This is a genomic window from Mycobacterium sp. NGS45 (assembly GCF_059812645.1).
In genome coordinates, this window is the sequence record NZ_JCALDB010000013.1 from 99,427 (window position 1) to 115,702 (window position 16,276).

16 protein-coding genes are annotated in these 16,276 nt (G+C 68.1%); 7 read left to right on the forward strand and 9 right to left on the reverse strand.

The window, feature by feature from the left end:
* Positions 1–49 precede the first annotated feature (49 nt).
* On the forward strand, positions 50–1,543 hold the full coding sequence (locus tag AC5Y3P_RS13955) for a dynamin family protein (protein ID WP_500046498.1): 1,494 nt from the start codon (positions 50–52) through the stop codon (positions 1,541–1,543).
* A 33-nt stretch (positions 1,544–1,576) separates the two neighbouring features.
* On the opposite strand, the gene AC5Y3P_RS13960 is transcribed toward AC5Y3P_RS13955, so the two are convergent.
* Positions 1,577–2,209, reverse strand: coding sequence for a hypothetical protein (locus tag AC5Y3P_RS13960; protein WP_500046499.1), 633 nt, complete (start codon positions 2,207–2,209; stop codon positions 1,577–1,579).
* 111 nt (positions 2,210–2,320) lie between these two features.
* Here AC5Y3P_RS13960 and AC5Y3P_RS13965 point away from each other — a divergent pair, with 111 nt between their 5' ends.
* Complete coding sequence (locus tag AC5Y3P_RS13965; protein ID WP_500046500.1) at positions 2,321–5,092, forward strand: cation-transporting P-type ATPase; 2,772 nt, start codon at positions 2,321–2,323, stop codon at positions 5,090–5,092.
* Here AC5Y3P_RS13965 and AC5Y3P_RS13970 read toward each other — a convergent pair.
* The 3 genes from AC5Y3P_RS13970 to AC5Y3P_RS13980 form a co-directional block, all read right to left on the reverse strand.
* Positions 5,079–6,008 carry an LLM class F420-dependent oxidoreductase gene (locus tag AC5Y3P_RS13970; RefSeq protein ID WP_500046501.1) on the reverse strand — a complete coding sequence of 310 codons (930 nt, stop codon included), beginning with the start codon at positions 6,006–6,008 and terminating at the stop codon, positions 5,079–5,081. The two genes, AC5Y3P_RS13965 and AC5Y3P_RS13970, sit on opposite strands and share 14 nt — an antisense overlap.
* Before the next feature lie 20 nt (positions 6,009–6,028).
* Positions 6,029–6,595, reverse strand: coding sequence for a hypothetical protein (locus tag AC5Y3P_RS13975; protein WP_500046502.1), 567 nt, complete (start codon positions 6,593–6,595; stop codon positions 6,029–6,031).
* A gap of 70 nt (positions 6,596–6,665) precedes the next feature.
* Complete coding sequence (locus tag AC5Y3P_RS13980; protein WP_500046503.1) at positions 6,666–6,956, reverse strand: hypothetical protein; 291 nt, start codon at positions 6,954–6,956, stop codon at positions 6,666–6,668.
* A gap of 345 nt (positions 6,957–7,301) precedes the next feature.
* Between AC5Y3P_RS13980 and dnaK the strand changes: the two genes are divergently transcribed.
* The 4 genes from dnaK to AC5Y3P_RS14000 all read left to right on the forward strand — a co-directional run bounded on the left by dnaK (position 7,302) and on the right by AC5Y3P_RS14000 (position 11,501).
* Positions 7,302–9,155 carry a molecular chaperone DnaK gene (gene dnaK / locus AC5Y3P_RS13985; protein ID WP_500046504.1) on the forward strand — a complete coding sequence of 618 codons (1,854 nt, stop codon included), beginning with the start codon at positions 7,302–7,304 and terminating at the stop codon, positions 9,153–9,155.
* Positions 9,155–9,790, forward strand: coding sequence for a nucleotide exchange factor GrpE (gene grpE, locus AC5Y3P_RS13990; RefSeq protein WP_500046505.1), 636 nt, complete (start codon positions 9,155–9,157; stop codon positions 9,788–9,790). Before dnaK ends, grpE begins: the two co-directional genes overlap by 1 nt.
* Before the next feature lie 116 nt (positions 9,791–9,906).
* On the forward strand, positions 9,907–11,097 hold the full coding sequence (gene dnaJ / locus AC5Y3P_RS13995; RefSeq protein WP_500046506.1) for a molecular chaperone DnaJ: 1,191 nt from the start codon (positions 9,907–9,909) through the stop codon (positions 11,095–11,097).
* Positions 11,098–11,117: 20 nt separating this feature from the next.
* Complete coding sequence (locus tag AC5Y3P_RS14000) at positions 11,118–11,501, forward strand: heat shock protein transcriptional repressor HspR (protein WP_500046507.1); 384 nt, start codon at positions 11,118–11,120, stop codon at positions 11,499–11,501.
* 86 nt (positions 11,502–11,587) lie between these two features.
* Here AC5Y3P_RS14000 and AC5Y3P_RS14005 read toward each other — a convergent pair whose 3' ends face one another.
* Positions 11,588–12,751, reverse strand: coding sequence for an FAD-binding oxidoreductase (locus AC5Y3P_RS14005; protein WP_500046508.1), 1,164 nt, complete (start codon positions 12,749–12,751; stop codon positions 11,588–11,590).
* Between the two features lie 11 nt (positions 12,752–12,762).
* Positions 12,763–13,767 carry an ABC transporter permease gene (locus AC5Y3P_RS14010; protein ID WP_500046509.1) on the reverse strand — a complete coding sequence of 335 codons (1,005 nt, stop codon included), beginning with the start codon at positions 13,765–13,767 and terminating at the stop codon, positions 12,763–12,765.
* Positions 13,768–13,859: 92 nt separating this feature from the next.
* On the opposite strand from AC5Y3P_RS14010, the gene AC5Y3P_RS14015 reads away from it, so the two are divergent.
* Positions 13,860–14,501 carry a TetR/AcrR family transcriptional regulator gene (locus AC5Y3P_RS14015; protein ID WP_500046510.1) on the forward strand — a complete coding sequence of 214 codons (642 nt, stop codon included), beginning with the start codon at positions 13,860–13,862 and terminating at the stop codon, positions 14,499–14,501.
* On the opposite strand, the gene AC5Y3P_RS14020 is transcribed toward AC5Y3P_RS14015, so the two are convergent.
* The 3 genes from AC5Y3P_RS14020 to AC5Y3P_RS14030 form a co-directional block, all read right to left on the reverse strand.
* Positions 14,489–15,142 (reverse strand): GAP family protein, encoded by a 654-nt coding sequence (locus tag AC5Y3P_RS14020; RefSeq protein ID WP_500046511.1) that lies wholly within the window; start codon positions 15,140–15,142, stop codon positions 14,489–14,491. The genes AC5Y3P_RS14015 and AC5Y3P_RS14020 overlap by 13 nt on opposite strands.
* A 17-nt stretch (positions 15,143–15,159) precedes the next feature.
* Positions 15,160–15,462: a hypothetical protein gene (locus AC5Y3P_RS14025; RefSeq protein ID WP_500046512.1), complete on the reverse strand. Its 303-nt coding sequence runs from the start codon at positions 15,460–15,462 to the stop codon at positions 15,160–15,162.
* Between the two features lie 64 nt (positions 15,463–15,526).
* Positions 15,527–16,150, reverse strand: a complete 624-nt coding sequence (locus tag AC5Y3P_RS14030; protein ID WP_500046513.1) for a CYTH domain-containing protein — start codon at positions 16,148–16,150, stop codon at positions 15,527–15,529.
* Positions 16,151–16,276: the final 126 nt, after the last annotated feature.

The following is a 16,276-nucleotide window of genomic DNA, read 5'->3' on the forward strand; positions in this document are numbered from 1 at the left end:
CCTATCGTCCAAAGCGCCGATCGGAGCTGCCCGTAGACTCATCCGGGCAATGAGCACTACCGATCAGGTACGCGCCATCCTCGGCGGGACCATCCGCGCCTACCAGGGCGAGCCCGGCTATCGCGGCCGCCAGGAGGTGTTTCACGAGCTGAACCGGATCGGCTGGCAGTTGCAGCAACCGATCCGGATCGCGCTGGCCGGCACCCTCAAGGCGGGTAAATCGACCCTGGTCAACGCGCTGGTGGGGGAGAACATCGCACCCACCGATGCGACCGAGGCGACCCGGATCGTGACCTGGTTCCGGCATGGTCCCACCCCCAAGGTGACCGCCAACCACGTCGGCGGACGTCGGTCCCACGTCCCGATCGCACGGGACGCCGACGAAGGCGGTCTGACCTTCGACTTCGCCTCGGTGGACCCGGCCGACGTCATCGACCTGGACGTGGAATGGCCGGCCGCCGAACTCATCGACACCACGATCATCGACACCCCGGGCACGTCGTCGCTGTCGCGCGACGTATCCGAACGCACGCTGCGGCTGCTGGTGCCCGGCGACGGGGTGCCGCGGGTGGACGCGGTGGTGTTCCTGCTGCGCACCCTGAACGCGGCCGACATCGCCCTGCTCAAACAGATCGGCGAGTTGGTCGGCGGTTCGTCGGGCGCACTCGGTGTGATCGGCGTGGCCTCCCGCGCCGACGAGATCGGCGCCGGCCGGTTGGACGCTATGCTCTCGGCGCGCGACGTCGCGGCGCGATTCACCGCCGAGATGGACAAGACCGGGATCTGTCAGGCCGTGGTGCCGGTGTCCGGGTTGCTCGCGCTGACCGCGCGCACCCTGCGGCAGAGCGAATTCGTGGCCCTGGAAAAGCTGTCCGGCGTCGACCCGGCCGAACTCAATAAGGCCATGCTGAGCGCCGACCGGTTCGTCCGGGAGGACAGCAGCCTGCCGGTCGATGCCGCCACCCGCGCTGCGCTGCTGGACCGGTTCGGCATGTTCGGCATCCGAATCTCGTTGGCAGTACTGGCTTCCGGGGTGAAGGATTCGGTGGCGCTGGCCGACGAACTGCTGGAGCGCAGCGGCCTGGTGGCATTGCGCGACGTGATCGATCAGCAGTTCGCGCAGCGCTCCGAGCTGCTCAAGGCGCACACCGCGTTGTTGGCGCTGCGCCGGTTCGTCGAGGTGCACCCGATCCGCGCGACGCCCTACATCATCGCCGACATCGACCCGCTGCTGGCCGACACGCACGCCTTCGAGGAACTGCGGTTACTGAGCCTGCTGCGGTCACGGGAAACCACCCTCAATGACGACGAGATCGCCTCGCTGCGCCGCATCATCGGCGGCGCGGGCACCGACGCCGCGAGCCGCCTCGGATTGACCGCGCAAGAGCCCTACGACGGGCCGCGCGCGGCGTTCGCGGCCGCGCAACGCTGGCGGCGGCGCGCCGAGCATCCGCTCAACGATCCGTTCACCACCCGGGCCTGTCGCGCTGCGGTGCGCAGCGCCGAGGCGATGGTCGCGCAGTTCGCGGCCCGCGGCTACTGACCGACGACGCCGCTGCGGGGTCGTCGGCCGGCCTCATTCGCCGTCGCCGGGGCGTGGGAACAGCGTCGGCAGCGTCGGGAACGTCCGCGTCGGGGTCACCGTCTCGGTCACCGTTTCGGTTGCCGTCGGCGCCTGGGTCGTCGGCTCCTCCTCGGTGGTGGTCGGCTCCTCGACCGTGGTGGGTTCCTCGGTCGTGGTGGTCGGTTCCTCGGTGGTCGTCGCCTCGGTCGGGGTTTCGGTGACGGTCTCGGTCTCCAACGTGGTCTCGGCCGGGACCTGGGTTTGCGTGGTCGGTTCGGTCTGGCCGGGGGCGGGTGCTGCCGTGGTCGGCGCGGTGGTCGTGGTCGCCGGGGTCACCGGGGACTCCTCGGATTCGGTGCTCAGCAGCTGCATGATCGCGTAGAGGGCCACCGCCAGCACCACCGCGGCGATCGCGCCGATCAGCATCAGCGCAGCGGGTTTGCGGTGCCAGGGCAGCTCTGGCTCGGGCTCCGCCGCCGGCGCTTCCGGGTAGCCGCTCGGGTACTCCTGTTGGTAGCCGTATTGGGTTGCTGGGGACTGCTCGGGCGGAAGTTCGCTGTAGGCCTGCCCGCCGGTGCCGCCGCCGTAATTGGCCTGCTGGGTGGGCTCGCCGTAGATGTCGTCCGGTTCTCCGTTTCGGGCCATGGGTTCCGATAGTAACCACGCTGGCCGGTTGGTCCGGTGAGCTCATAGGGTGGGATCCACCCCCTCACGCCCGGCCCACGGTCAGCAGCCAGGAAACGAAGGAAGGTCCGGATGCCAACGCGGTCCGCCAACGCCAGCAGAAGCCGAGCCGCCCTCGACCAGTCCGCCGAAGAGGTCTGGCATGCGTTGTCGGCCGGGGAGGTGTCCGACCGGCTCGGCGTCGACCGCAACGGCCTGACCGACGAGCAGGTGGCGGGGCGCCGCGAGCGCTACGGAGCCAACCAACTCGCGGCGGCCAAACGGGAGAACCCGCTGCTGCGGTTCATCCGGCAATTCCACAACGTGCTGCTCTACGTGATGATGGGCGCCGCGGTGATCACCGCGGTACTGGGCAAGTGGGTGGACACGTCGGTACTGCTCGGCGCCGTCGTCGTCAACGCGATCATCGCCTTCCTGCAGGAGGGCAAGGCCGAATCCGCGATGGACGCGATCCGCAAGATGCTCTCGCCGCACGCCATGGTGGTGCGCAACGGCCGGATACAGGACGTCGACGCCACCGACCTGGTTCCCGGCGATCTGGTGCGGCTGGCCTCCGGTGACCGGGTGCCCGCCGACGTGCGCCTGCTCGACACCGACAACCTGCGGATCGACGAATCCACCCTGACCGGCGAATCGGTCCCGGTGGACAAGGACCCGGCCGCGGTGCCCGTCGAAGCACCGATCGGCGACCGGGTCGGGATGGGTTTCTCCGGCACGCTGGTGGTGCACGGCCAAGGCACCGGTGTGGTGGTGGGTACCGGTACGTCCACCGAACTCGGCCGGATCAACCAGATGCTGGCCGGCATCTCGATGTCCAGCACCCCGTTGCTGCGCCAGATCGACAAGTTCGGCAAATTCCTCGCGGCGGTGATCTTGCTGCTGGCCGCCGGCACCTTCGTGCTCGGCGTGCTGGCCCGCGGCCACCCGGCCTCGGAGATGTTCATGATGGTCGTCGCGCTGGCGGCTTCGGCCATCCCGGAGGGTCTGCCCGCCATCATGACCGTGACGCTGGCCATCGGCGTGCAGAAGATGTCGCGACGACGGGCGATCGTGCGCCGGCTGCCGGCCGTCGAGGCGCTCGGATCGGTCACCGTGATCTGCTCGGACAAGACCGGCACGTTGACCAGCAACGAGATGACCGTGCAACGGGTGATGTGCGCCGGTCACCAATTCGATGTCGGCGGTGTGGGTTACGCCCCGGTCGGCGACATCTCGGTGGACGGCCACATCATCGAGGTGGGCCGCTACCCGGCGCTGGCAGCGGCGGTGCGGGCCGGGGTGCTGTGCAACGATGCCACGCTGGGCTTGACCGAAGAGACCTGGAGCATCACCGGAGACCCGACCGAAGCTGCCCTGCTGGTACTCGGCGAGAAGGTCGGGATGACCTACGCCGGCACCGAATCCCGTTTTCCGCGAATCGATTCGGTGCCCTTCGAGTCCGAGATCCGGATGATGGGCACGCTGCACGCCGACGGTGAGGACGAGCCGCTGGTGCTGATCAAGGGCGCCCCCGAGCGGGTGATCGGGCTGTGCACAAGACAATTGGATGCGCACGGCGAACATCCGATCGATGCCGAGCGCTGGCAACAGATGGCTGCCGAGACCGCCGCCCAGGGTCTGCGGGTGCTGGCGTTGGCGCAGCGGCGCGGCGCGCCCGCGACGCCCGGGGTGCTGACCCTGGCCGATCTCGACGGCGGGTTCACCCTGCTCGGTTTGGTCGGCATCATCGACCCACTGCGCCCGGAAGCCATCACCGCGGTGCGGGAATGCCACCGCGCCGGCATCCGGGTCAAGATGATCACTGGCGACCACGCCGGCACCGCACGCGAGATCGGTGCCCAGTTGGGCATCGGGCTGGACCGGCCGGCGCTCACCGGACCTGAGATTGCCGAACTGGACGACACCGAATTACGCACCGTGGCAAGTGAATGCGACGTCTTTGCGCGCGCCAGTCCGGAGCACAAACTGCGATTGGTGCGGGCGCTGCAAGCCGACGGCGAAGTGGTCGCGATGACCGGCGACGGCGTCAACGACGCGCCGGCGCTCAAGCGCGCCGACATCGGCATCTCGATGGGTAACCGGGGCACCGAAGCGGCCAAGGAAGCGTCGGACATCGTGCTGGCCGACGACAACTTCGCCACCATCGCCGCCGCGGTGTCCGAAGGTCGCACGGTCTACGACAACATCCGCAAGTTCATCATGTTCATGCTGCCGACCAACGGTGGTGAAGCGCTGGTGGTGATCGCGGCCATCCTGTTCCAACTCACGCTGCCGCTGACCCCGGCGCAGGTGCTGTGGATCAACCTGGTCACCTCGGCGACGCTGGGATTGGCGCTGGCGTTCGAACCGGCCGAACACAACGTGATGGGTCGGCGACCGCGGCCCCCGGGGGAGAGCCTGCTGTCGAAGTACTTCGTGTGGCGCGTGGTGCTGGTGTCGGTGCTGATGGGCGCCGGCGCATTGACCATGTTCCTGTGGGAGCTGGAACTGGGCACCAGCCTGGAGACCGCACGCACCATGGCGGTCAACGCGATCGTCGCCGCCGAGATGTTCTACCTGCTCAACAACCGTTATCTGCTCGACCCGGTGCTCAACCGGGCCGGGTTGTTCGGCAACCGGATCGCGCTGCTGACCGTGCTGGCCAGCGCGCTGCTGACCGCGCTGTTCACCTATGCCCCAGCCATGAACGCGGTGTTCGGCTCGGCGCCGCTGGGCTGGCTGGACTGGCTCAAGGTGGCCGGCGTGGGCGCGGGGGTGTTCGCGGTGGTGGAGATCGAGAAGACCGTCGTGCGCCGCTACCGGGCCCGCCGTGGCCGGCGCGCGGCCGCGGTCACAGCTGGCTGACCAGCTGGTCGGCGACCAGCTCGATGTGGTCCAGATCGGCGAGGTCGAGCACCTGCAGATAGATCCGCTGCACGCCGGCGGCCAGGAACGGCTGCAGCCGTTCCACGATCTCGTTCGGTGTGCCGATCAGCGGCGTGTTGGTGCGCAGCTCGTCCTGCTCGCGGCCGATGGCCTCGGCGCGCCGGGCCACCTCGGCGTCGGTGCGGCCGGCGCACAGCACGAAACAGGCCGAGTACGTCATCGACGCGGCGTCCCGGCCGCTGTTGCGTACCGCGTCGGCGACCCGGCCGAACTGGGCTTCGACGACGTCGGCGGTGGCGAACGGCACGTTGAACTCGGCGGCGAACGCGGCCGCCAGGGCCGGGGTGCGGGTGGGCCCCAGACCGCCGACGATGATCGGCGGGTGCGGATCCTGCACTGGTTTGGGCAGCCCCGGCGAGTCGGCGACGGTGTAATGCGTTCCGGTGTAATCGAAGCGTTCACCGGTCGGGGTGCGCCACAGCCCGGTGAGGATGTCGAGTTGTTCGGACAGCCGGTCGAACCGCTCGCCCAGCGGCGGGAACGGGATCGCGTAGGCCGCGTGCTCGGGCTCGTACCAGCCCGCCCCGATCCCCAATTCGACGCGGCCGCCGCTCATTTCGTCGACCTGGGCCACCGAGATGGCCAGCGGGCCGGGCAGCCGGAAGGTCGCCGAGGTGACCATGGTGCCCAGCCGGATGGTGCGGGTCTCGCGGGCCAGCCCGGCGAGCGTGACCCAGGAGTCGGTGGGCCCGGGGGCGCCGTCGCCGCTCATCGCCAGGTAGTGGTCCGAGCGGAAGAACCCGGAGTAGCCCAGTGCTTCGGCGGCTTGCGCCAACTGCAGTTGATCGGAGTAACTGGCGCCCTGTTGAGGTTCGATGAAGACCCGGAAATCCATGCCCGCCACAGTAGTTGGGGTCAGAACGACTGAGCGCCCTGGACGGCCACGAACATGCCGTGACCGGTGCCGTTGTTGGTGAAGCGGGTGCCGCTGGCATCGGCGGCGATGGTCCAGCCCTGCGCCGCGTAGGTGCGGTAATCCAGCGTGACGGCGGGGATGGCGCCCAGGTTGCCGAGCGTCCACTGCATGTCGCCGGCGGCGGTGACGTAGACGCCGTTGGCCGCGGTGCCGTCGACGTCCGGTGGGCTTTCGAACTGCGACTCGCACGCCACCGATTCGGTGTTGAGCTGGCAGCGGGTCTTGCCGGACTTGGTCTGGATGAACACATAGCCCGAGGCATCGGGCTGCAGCGTCTCGGCCCCGGACGGCGGCGCTGCGGTGGGCGACGGCCCAGGGGCCGGGCTCGGGCTGGGGGGTGCTGCGGTCGCGGTGCTCGGCGGTGCCGGCCGCGGGGTGGCGACGGTGGGCTCGTCGTAGCTGCCGCAGCCCGGGCAGGTTGCGGTGCCCTCGACGGTGTTCGAGCAGCTGACCAGGGCGCCGACGGTCAGGAGCGCGGCACCCGCCAGCCCCAGCTTGGTGGCCATGATCCGACCGTACCCAGGTTGTTGCGGGAGTGAAACTTGGGACTGGTGATGGTTATGAAGCTGTGAGCTTCTACAACAGCGGCTCGCGGCACACATTGGCCACCGGATCCCACCACCAGCCGTTGTCGCAGCCCAGCGGGGTGGTTGAGACGGGCGCGCGGCAGGTGTTGGCGACCGGGTCCCACCAGCCGTTCTCGCAGTTGGGCACCAGCGGGGCCTGGCAGCTGTTGGAGACCGGATCCCACCACTGGCCAGGATCGCAGCTGGCGTTGCTGACTGCGGGTGTCACCGCGGCGGTGAACATCATCGGCGCAAAGGCGGCGGCGGTGACGATCGCGGCGCGCTGCAAGGACTTTCGCACGGCTTCCTCTCCCTGAATTGGCTACTGCCTCGGCAATCGGCTACTGCATCGGCATACCCTACTGGGCCTGCGGGTATGCGTGGCCGCGCTCCGGTTCTCTGTTCGCTCTTCCGCCTCCTACCCGCTCTGCGGGCCCGCAGAGCGGGTAGGAGGCGGAAGAGCGAGGGTGGCGAGGTTCCGGCGATCGGGAGTGGCCGGGGAACAAATCGCGCAAAAGCGCCGTTGGCACTATCGACAACTTGAGTGAACTAGACTCAACTCTGGCTTGACAGCCGCTGCCCAGCGGGGGCAGTCTTGAGCGAGGTTCACTCAGATCCTATTGAAGCTACACAGGAGGCAGTAACTATGGCTCGTGCGGTCGGAATCGACCTCGGGACCACCAACTCCGTCGTCGCAGTGCTCGAGGGTGGCGACCCCGTCGTCGTCGCCAACTCCGAGGGTTCCCGGACCACCCCGTCGGTCGTCGCGTTCGCGCGCAACGGCGAGGTGCTGGTCGGTCAGCCCGCCAAGAACCAAGCGGTGACCAACGTGGACCGGACCATCCGTTCGGTCAAGCGGCACATGGGCACCGACTGGAACGTCGAGATCGATGACAAGAAGTACACGCCGCAGGAGATCAGCGCGCGCACCTTGATGAAGCTCAAGCGTGACGCCGAGGCCTACCTGGGCGAGGACATCACCAACGCGGTCATCACCGTGCCGGCGTACTTCAACGACGCGCAGCGTCAGGCCACCAAGGAAGCCGGTCAGATCGCCGGCCTGCAGGTGGACCGCATCGTCAACGAGCCGACCGCAGCCGCGTTGGCCTACGGCCTGGACAAGGGCAGCAAGGAACAGACCATCCTGGTCTTCGACCTCGGTGGCGGCACGTTCGACGTCTCGCTGCTCGAGATCGGCGACGGCGTGGTCGAGGTGCGGGCCACCTCCGGTGACAACCACCTCGGCGGCGACGACTGGGATGACCGGATTGTGGAATGGCTGGTCGACAAGTTCAAGGCCACCAGCGGCATCGACCTGACCAAGGACAAGATGGCCATGCAGCGGCTGCGGGAAGCCGCCGAGAAGGCCAAGATCGAGCTGAGCTCGAGCCAGAGCACCTCGATCAACCTGCCCTACATCACCGTCGACGCCGACAAGAACCCGCTGTTCCTCGACGAGCAGCTGACCCGCTCGGAGTTCCAGAAGATCACCCAGGATCTGCTGGACCGCACCCGCAAGCCGTTCCAGCAGGTGGTCAAGGATGCCGGCATCGCGGTCGGCGACATCGATCACGTCGTGCTGGTCGGTGGGTCCACCCGGATGCCCGCGGTCACCGAACTGGTCAAGGAGATGACCGGTGGCAAGGAGCCCAACAAGGGCGTCAACCCCGACGAGGTTGTCGCCGTGGGTGCTGCCCTGCAGGCCGGCGTGCTGGCCGGTGAGGTGAAAGACGTTCTGCTGCTTGACGTTACGCCGCTGTCCCTGGGTATTGAGACCAAGGGCGGCGTGATGACCAAGCTGATCGAGCGCAACACCACCATCCCGACCAAGCGCAGCGAGACCTTCACCACGGCCGACGACAACCAGCCGTCGGTGCAGATCCAGGTCTACCAGGGCGAGCGGGAGATGGCCGCGCACAACAAGCTGCTCGGCAGCTTCGAGTTGACCGGTATCCCGCCGGCCCCGCGCGGTGTGCCGCAGATCGAGGTCACCTTCGACATCGACGCCAACGGCATCGTGCACGTGACCGCCAAGGACAAGGGCACCGGCAAGGAGAACACGATCAAGATCCAGGAAGGCTCCGGCCTTTCCAAGGAAGACATTGATCGGATGGTCAAGGATGCCGAGGCGCACGCCGAGGAGGACCGCAAGCGCCGCGAAGAGGCCGACGTGCGCAACCAGGCCGAGTCGCTGGTGTACCAGACCGAGAAGTTCGTCGCCGAACAGCGTGGCGCCGAAGGCGGTTCGAAGGTGCCCGAGGACACCCTGACCAAGGTCGACGGCGCGATCGCCGAAGCCAAGACGGCGCTGGAGGGCACCGACATCGCGGCCATCAAGGCTGCGATGGAGAAGCTCGGCGTGGAAAGCCAGGCCCTGGGTCAGGCGATCTACGAAGCCACCCAGGCCGAGCAGGGCGCCGACGGTGCCGGTAGTGCGACCGCCAACGACGACAACGTGGTGGACGCCGAGGTTGTCGAGGATGACCAGGAGAAGAACTAGTGACCGAGAACGATTCGCACGAGCCGGTGACCGTCACCGACAAACGGCGCATCGATCCCGAGACCGGCGAAGTTCGTGACGCTGCCGCCGGCCCGGCCCCCAGTGGGGCCGAGCCGGCGGCGCCCGCCGACGATGCCGAGGTGGCCGACTTGAAGGCCACCTTGCAGCGGGTCAAGGCCGAATACGACAACTACCGCAAGCGTTCGTTGCGTCAGGAGCAGGCCGCAGCCGACCGCGCCAAGGCCGGCGTGGTCACCCAGCTGCTGCCGATCCTGGACGACTTGGATCGCGCGCGCAGTCACGGCGACTTGGAGTCGGGGCCGCTCAAGGCGTTGGCCGACAAGCTGACCGACACCCTGACCGGCCTCGGGCTGGCGCCGTTCGGCGTCGAGGGCGACGAGTTCGACCCGGCCCTGCATGAGGCGGTGCAGCATGAGGGCGACGGGTCCAACCCGGTCCTGGGCGCCGTGATGCGACAGGGCTACAAGCTCGGTGAGCAGGTGCTGCGGCACGCCATGGTCGGCGTGGTCGACGCCGAACCGGGCGAGCCGACGTCGTCGGATCCGGACTCGGCCGAGGCCACCGACACCGACGCCGACGAAGCCGATGAGGCGGAAGCTTCGGCTTCCGAATAGCCGATGTGGTGAGGGCAAGGGGGCGCGCCGGGCGGGAATGGACCGCCCGGCGGGTCTTCAGGCCGCAGAATTGGAGACAGAAATCGCGATGAAGACAGGTAAGGAGGTGACGCGCGATGGCCCAGCGTGAATGGGTTGAAAAGGACTTCTACTCCGAACTCGGCGTCTCCTCCGATGCCAGCCAGGAGGAGATCAAGCGGGCCGCCCGCAAGATCCTGGCCGAGAATCATCCGGACCGGAACCCGGGCGACACGGCCGCCGAGGAGCGCTACAAGGCCGCCTCGGAAGCCAAGGAAGTGCTGACCGACCCGGCCAAACGCAAGGAGTACGACGAGACCCGCAGGCTGTTCGCCGGTGGCTTCGGCCGACGGTTCAACGGCGGTGGCGGCGGCGGCGGCTTCGGCGGGTTCGGCGGCGGTGCCGACGGTGCCGAGTTCAACCTCGGTGACCTGTTCGACGCGGCCGGCCAAACCGGCGGTGCCAACATCGGCGATTTGTTCGGCGGATTGTTCGGCCGGGGCGCTGCGCCGCGACCGAACCGGCCGCGTCGCGGTAAGGACCTCGAGACCGAGATCGAACTGGACTTCCTCGAAGCCACCCGCGGTATGGCGGTGATGCCGCTGCAGCTGACCAGCCCGGCGCCGTGCACCAATTGCCATGGCAGCGGGGCACGTCCGGGTACCAGCCCCAAGGTGTGCGCCAGCTGTAACGGCTCCGGGGTGATCAACCGCAACCAGGGCGCGTTCGGATTCTCCGAGCCGTGCACCGAATGTCGGGGCAGCGGCTCGATCATCGAGCATCCGTGCGACGACTGCCGGGGCACCGGCGTCACCACCCGCAGCCGCACCATCAACGTGCGGATCCCGCCGGGCGTCGAGGACGGCCAGCGGATCCGGCTGGCCGGGCAGGGCGAGGCGGGTCTGCGCGGCGCACCGTCGGGCGATCTGTACGTCACCGTGCACGTGCGTCCGGACAAGGTGTTCGGCCGCGACGGCGACGACCTGACCGTCACCGTTCCGGTCAGCTTCCACGAATTGGCGCTGGGGACAACGCTTTCGGTCCCGACACTGGAAGGCAAGGTCGGTGTCCGGGTGCCCAAGGGCACCGCCGACGGTCGCATCCTGCGGGTGCGGGGCCGCGGTGTGCCCAAGCGCAGCGGCGGGCACGGCGACCTGTTGGTCACCGTCAAGGTCGGGGTGCCGCCGAACATCGAGGGTGCGGCACTCGAAGCGCTGGAAGCCTATGCCGCAGCCGAGCGTGCCAGCGGATTCGACCCGCGTGCCAACTGGGCGGGCAACCGGGCCTAGAAGGGAGGTGAACCGGTTCGATGAGTGAGTCTGATCGCAAAGAGTCCCGGACCTTCTTGATCTCGGTGGCCGCCGAGTTGGCCGGTATGCACGCGCAGACCCTGCGCACCTATGACCGACTCGGCCTGGTCACGCCGCAACGCAGTTCTGGTGGGGGCCGGCGCTATTCGCAACGCGATGTGGATCTGCTGCGCGAGGTGCAGCGGCTGTCCCAAGACGAGGGCGTCAACCTGGCCGGTATCAAGCGGATCATCGAGTTGACCAACCAGGTCGAGGCGCTGCAGTCGCGGGTGACGGAGTTGGTCGGCGAAGTCGAGGGACTGCGGGCCAAACAGCGTCGGGAGCCGCAGCAGACCACCAGCACTGCGCTGGTGGTGTGGCAGCCGCGCCAGCGTCGACGCTGAAGAACACGATCGAGTTAGCGTCCTGGTAGGGGCGTACTCGCTCGACGTGTACCTCGGTGCTATCTCAATGGCCTAATGCTGAACAGCTAGCCCGACAACGGGTCGTGCTGAATACGTTCCGGCGGAGCGCCTTTGGCAATCAACGCCGCGCGGGTGGCGGCCACCATGCGGGGGCCGCCGCAGATCAGGATCTGACGATCACCCCAGCCGCCGTAGCGGGTCACCACCTCGGGCAGCAGCCCCTTCTGCCGGACATGCAAACCGCGCGGCGGTTGCACATCCGGGTAGTCGCCGGCCCACGGCGGGTCGGTGTCGTACTCGGACACCGGGGTGACCGACAGCCACGGACTGCTGGCCGCGATCTGCCACAGCGTGCGCAGATCGTAGAGCTCGCAGGGGTAGCGCGCGCCGAAGAACAGGTGCAGCCGCGGATTCACCGCCGATCGGGCCATATCCATGATGATCGCGCGCAGCGGCGCCAAACCGGTGCTGCCGGCGACCATCAGGATGTCGCCGTCGTCGCGGTTGACGTCCATCCCGCCCAACGGGCTGGACAACCGCCACCGGTCACCGACCCGGGTCTCGGCCACCAGCGCGGTACTGACCATGCCGCCGGACACCGAGCGCACATGGAACTCGATCTTGCCGTCGGGCTGCGGCGGGATGGCCGGTGACAAGTACCGCCACCGCCGCGGACACTGCGGAACTTCGACGTTGACGTACTGCCCGGGCAGATACGGCATTGGGTTGTCGAGTTGCAACCGCACCACGGCCAGATCCCGGGATACCCGGTGGTGCTCCAGCACCGTGCCGCCCCACCAGGCCGGTCCCTGCTCGGCCTGCGCGGCTCCGCTCATCACCCCGGCGATGAAGTCGATGGCCTGGCGGGCGGTGTCGTCGACGGCGTCGGTCCACTCGTCTTCGAGGTCGGCGCTGAGCGTCGCGTACAGCGCATGCGCCAGCGATTCGTAGTGCTCGTGGGTGATGCCGTACTTGCGGTGATCGCGGCCGAGCTGGGCCAGGAAGGCCACCGGCTCGTTGGCGCGCTGGTCGATGAACTCGCCGAACACCCAATCCAGCACCTGGCGGAAGACCTTGCGCTGATCGTGCATGTCGGGTGGGAACTTGTCGCGCACCGAATCGTCGATGGCGAACCAGCAGTTGTAGAACCGGCCGATCAGGTCGTCGGAGTCGGGCCGATTGAGTGCGGCGCGCAGCACGCTCAGCGCGTCACGGTCTTCGAGGCCCACAGCCGCCGATCTTATGCCTGTCGACGGCGGTCCCTCAGGACGGCGAGCACAATCAGCGCGGCGCCCGCCAGACTCCAGCCCACCAGCACCGCGACCGCGGTCGAGGCCCCGGCTCCGGAGAAGTAGGCGGTGGACCGCAGCAGGGTGGCGTTGGCGCCTTGCGGCAGCAGTTGGCCCAGCGTGCCCCAGCCGGCCGGCAGCATTTCCGGTGCCGAGGTCAGACCGGACAGCGGGTTGCCCAGCAGCATGACCGCGGCGGCACCCAGACCGAGTCCGGCTCGGCCGAACAACGAGCCCAAGCCCAGCACGGCCAGCCCGGTGGCCAACGCGCCCAGGAACAGCCCGCCGGTGACCCCGATCAGGTTGGTCTGGACCGAGCCCAGCACATAGGCCAGCAGCCCGGCGATCGTGACGGCGGCCAGAGCGGCGAACCCGACGGTGGCCCACAACCGTAGCCACGGCTGGGTCGGGAACAGCAACACGAACGCGATCGCCGGAAGCAGACCGGCCAGCGTGATCGGTAAGGCGGCCGCGGCCAGCCCGACACCACGCGGATCCTCGGTGGGCAGCGGTGCGAGGTCTTCGGTGCGCAGCGGGACCCCGGTTTGTTGTGACATCGCCGTGCCGATCCCACTCAGCACCTGCGCGACGGCCGGGCTGCCGCCGGTGGCGAGCAGCATCGTCGGGCCGGTCGCGCCGACTGCGATGCCGCCGTAGGCCTTTCGGTCGAGAATCGCCTCGCGCAGCGCATCCTCGCCGGGGTAGCTGGTGACGGCGAAGCCGTCGGGAGCCTTCGCGCTCAGCGCCGCTTCGATCTGCGCGACGACGGGTTCGGGTCCGGTGACGCCGATCGGCAGGTCGTGCGGCGCGGATTTCACCGCAGGCAGCGCGAACGCGATGAACAGCACGGCCAGAGCGGCGGTCAAGACGACGGCGACGCCGGTGGCGCGGACCCAGTTGGGTGGTTCGTGGCGCGGGGGTGCGGGTGGGGTGGGTGTCGATGCGGAGGTGGTCATCGGATCTCCGGAGGCTATTCAATGGTTGATGAATTAACGCTAGCGCGCCGACGGGCAGTTTTCAACACCCATTGAAATGGTAGCGTCGATGTATGCCCTCACCTGCGCAGAAGGCCGCACGACGCGGTCGTCGTAGCGGCGAACCGGTGTCCCGCGAGGTGGTGTTGGCCGCTGCCAAGCAGCGCTTCGCAAGCCAGGGCTACGAGAAGACGACGTTGCGCCAGATCGCCGGCGACGCGCACGTCGACGCGTCGATGGTGCATTACCTGTTCGGTTCCAAGGATGCGCTGTTCCGGGAATCGATGACGTTGATCCTGGATCCGGCCAAACTGATCGCGGCGTTCGCCGACGTCGACGGGACCGACCTCGGTACCCGACTGGTGCGGACCTATCTGGGGATCTGGGAAGACCCGCAGACCGGGCCCAGTATGGTCACCATGCTGTCCTCGGCGACGTCGAATTCCGATGCGCACGAGGCGTTTCGGACCTTCATGCAGAGTTACGTGCTGACCGCCGTGGCGGAACAACTCGGCGGTGGACCGGACACCCGACTACGGGCCATGCTGGCCGCCACCAACCTGGTCGGCACCGCGTTGCTGCGTTACGTGATGCGCGTCGGTCCGCTGGCCGAGGTGGCGGTCGAGGACGTGGTGCGGATGTTGGCCCCCAGCGTGCAGCGCTACCTGACCGCCAGCGCCGAGGAGTTGGGCCTGCCCGCCGACTACAGGCCGTGAATTCCCTTGTAGAGCACCATCACACCGATGACCAGCAGGATCGCGGCCACCAGCGCACCGTTGTTGTGCTCCATCCAGGCCTTGAGTTTGGTCAGGGTGGGATCGAGACGCGTACCGGCCACGCCGTAGGCCAGGATCGGTAGTGCGACGGTGGACGCCGAGACCGCGACGAACACCGCGGCCGCCGCCAGGACGCCGTCGTCCAGGCCGGCGGTGCCGATCGCCAAACCGGCTGCCGCGCAGATGAACAGCACTTTCGGGTTGGCCACGGTCAATAGTGCGCCGACGGCGGCGAGCTTGCCGGGTCCGGATTCGGTGAGGTGTCCGGTGCCCGGCATCTGATGCGGTCTGCTATGTCGGGTGAACCAGCGGAACAGGCCCAACACGATCAGCGCGGCGCCGACCACGATGCGCAGCCACGACGCCCAGCCCGGCGGCTTGCCGCCCAACCCGCCGAGCAGCCCGGAGATCCCGATGAACAGTGCGGTCAACGCGGCCAAGCCGACCAGCCAGCCGGCCAGGAAGGCCAGTGCGCCAGCGCGGGGCCGCGGGCTATGCAGTGCGAGGATCGCCGGGATGATCGACAGCGGTGACAACGCGATCACCAAGGCCAACGGAATCAGCTCGCTCAGGTTGATCACCAGGGCAAATTAGCAGTTCAGCACCGCCGCAGCAGCCAACCCGGTACCCAATGGGTCACGGTCCTGCGCTGGGAGCCGTAGCTGATCTGGTAGCTGACCAAACCCCACCAATCGCCCTGTTCGCACAGCCCCCAACAGCTCAGCGTGCCCTCGACCACCTTGTGCATCTGCAAGCCGTTGGGCTGGTAGCGCCCCCTGCGGTGCGGTTGACGCGGAAACAGCGTCGAGAGGTCGACCAGGACCCGGATCGGCGGGTGGACCACGCGGAACGGCTCGCGCACCGGTTGTCCGGTGTAGCGGATAGGTTGCAGCCGTCCCATCAATCGATGATATGTTCGAATGCGGTGTTGGCGGTAGCAGCCGCGGGTCGGTGGTGGATCGCGGCTAGGGGTCGCCGAAGTGGTTGTGCCCCAAGGTATCCAGGAAGGTGGGGCCGCGTAGGTTGAACTCGTCGCGGTAACTTGCGGCCCAGCCGCCGAACGGGTGATGCGCCAGGTACTCGTTGCGGAAGCGGTCATCCTCGGAGACTTCGCTGGCGCAGAAGCTCGGTATCACCAGGTCGACCACCGGCCCGCCGCGTTCCACCTCGGCCAGCACCAGGGGTGCATTGCCGCCCAGGAAGCGGTCCAACACCCAGCCATCTTCGCCGAGCCACACCGAGTAGCGGATCTTGGCCACCACATGGTCGGCGCGACGCACGATCTGGCCGGCCACCTGCGGATCGAGTTCACGTTCGGCTTCGTAGCGGGTGCCGCTGACTGCCGGGCCCTTGGCCGTCATGGTGCCGATCGACTGTTCCCCGAGGCTATCGACGAGTTCATCTGCGGCGAGGTCGGCTTCGGCCGGGGCCGGCCCCTGCACGCGGACCCGCACCGCATAGCCGTCGGCGGCGAACAGGTAGGTCTGCACGATCAAGGCCGGGCTGGGATCGGAGGCGGCCACGGCCGGCAGTTCGGGCACGAAGAACTTTCGCTCGAACTCGAAGTCGCCGAAGTCGGATCCGGGCATGGCCCAACCGTAGTCGGCAGCGGTGCAGAATCGCGGCACCTGCGGCTCCACCGGCTCGTCGGCGGTGCTGTTCGGCTCGCAAGGCTGCGCTTTCATACGCCCGCGGCGGCGTGTCGCGTATGAAAC

Excerpts from the sequence above, each read along its gene's own strand:
- AC5Y3P_RS14015 (WP_500046510.1), top strand. The coding sequence starts at position 13,860 with ATGCCCTCACCTGCGCAGAAGGCCGCACGACGCGGTCGTCGTAGCGGC.
- AC5Y3P_RS13965 (WP_500046500.1), top strand. The coding sequence starts at position 2,321 with ATGCCAACGCGGTCCGCCAACGCCAGCAGAAGCCGAGCCGCCCTCGAC.
- dnaJ (WP_500046506.1), top strand. The coding sequence starts at position 9,907 with ATGGCCCAGCGTGAATGGGTTGAAAAGGACTTCTACTCCGAACTCGGC.
- AC5Y3P_RS13975 (WP_500046502.1), bottom strand. The coding sequence starts at position 6,595 with ATGGCCACCAAGCTGGGGCTGGCGGGTGCCGCGCTCCTGACCGTCGGC.
- AC5Y3P_RS14030 (WP_500046513.1), bottom strand. The coding sequence starts at position 16,150 with ATGCCCGGATCCGACTTCGGCGACTTCGAGTTCGAGCGAAAGTTCTTC.
- dnaK (WP_500046504.1), top strand. The coding sequence starts at position 7,302 with ATGGCTCGTGCGGTCGGAATCGACCTCGGGACCACCAACTCCGTCGTC.
- AC5Y3P_RS13970 (WP_500046501.1), bottom strand. The coding sequence starts at position 6,008 with ATGGATTTCCGGGTCTTCATCGAACCTCAACAGGGCGCCAGTTACTCC.
- AC5Y3P_RS14025 (WP_500046512.1), bottom strand. The coding sequence starts at position 15,462 with ATGGGACGGCTGCAACCTATCCGCTACACCGGACAACCGGTGCGCGAG.
- AC5Y3P_RS14010 (WP_500046509.1), bottom strand. The coding sequence starts at position 13,767 with ATGACCACCTCCGCATCGACACCCACCCCACCCGCACCCCCGCGCCAC.
- AC5Y3P_RS13960 (WP_500046499.1), bottom strand. The coding sequence starts at position 2,209 with ATGGCCCGAAACGGAGAACCGGACGACATCTACGGCGAGCCCACCCAG.
- AC5Y3P_RS13955 (WP_500046498.1), top strand. The coding sequence starts at position 50 with ATGAGCACTACCGATCAGGTACGCGCCATCCTCGGCGGGACCATCCGC.
- AC5Y3P_RS14000 (WP_500046507.1), top strand. The coding sequence starts at position 11,118 with ATGAGTGAGTCTGATCGCAAAGAGTCCCGGACCTTCTTGATCTCGGTG.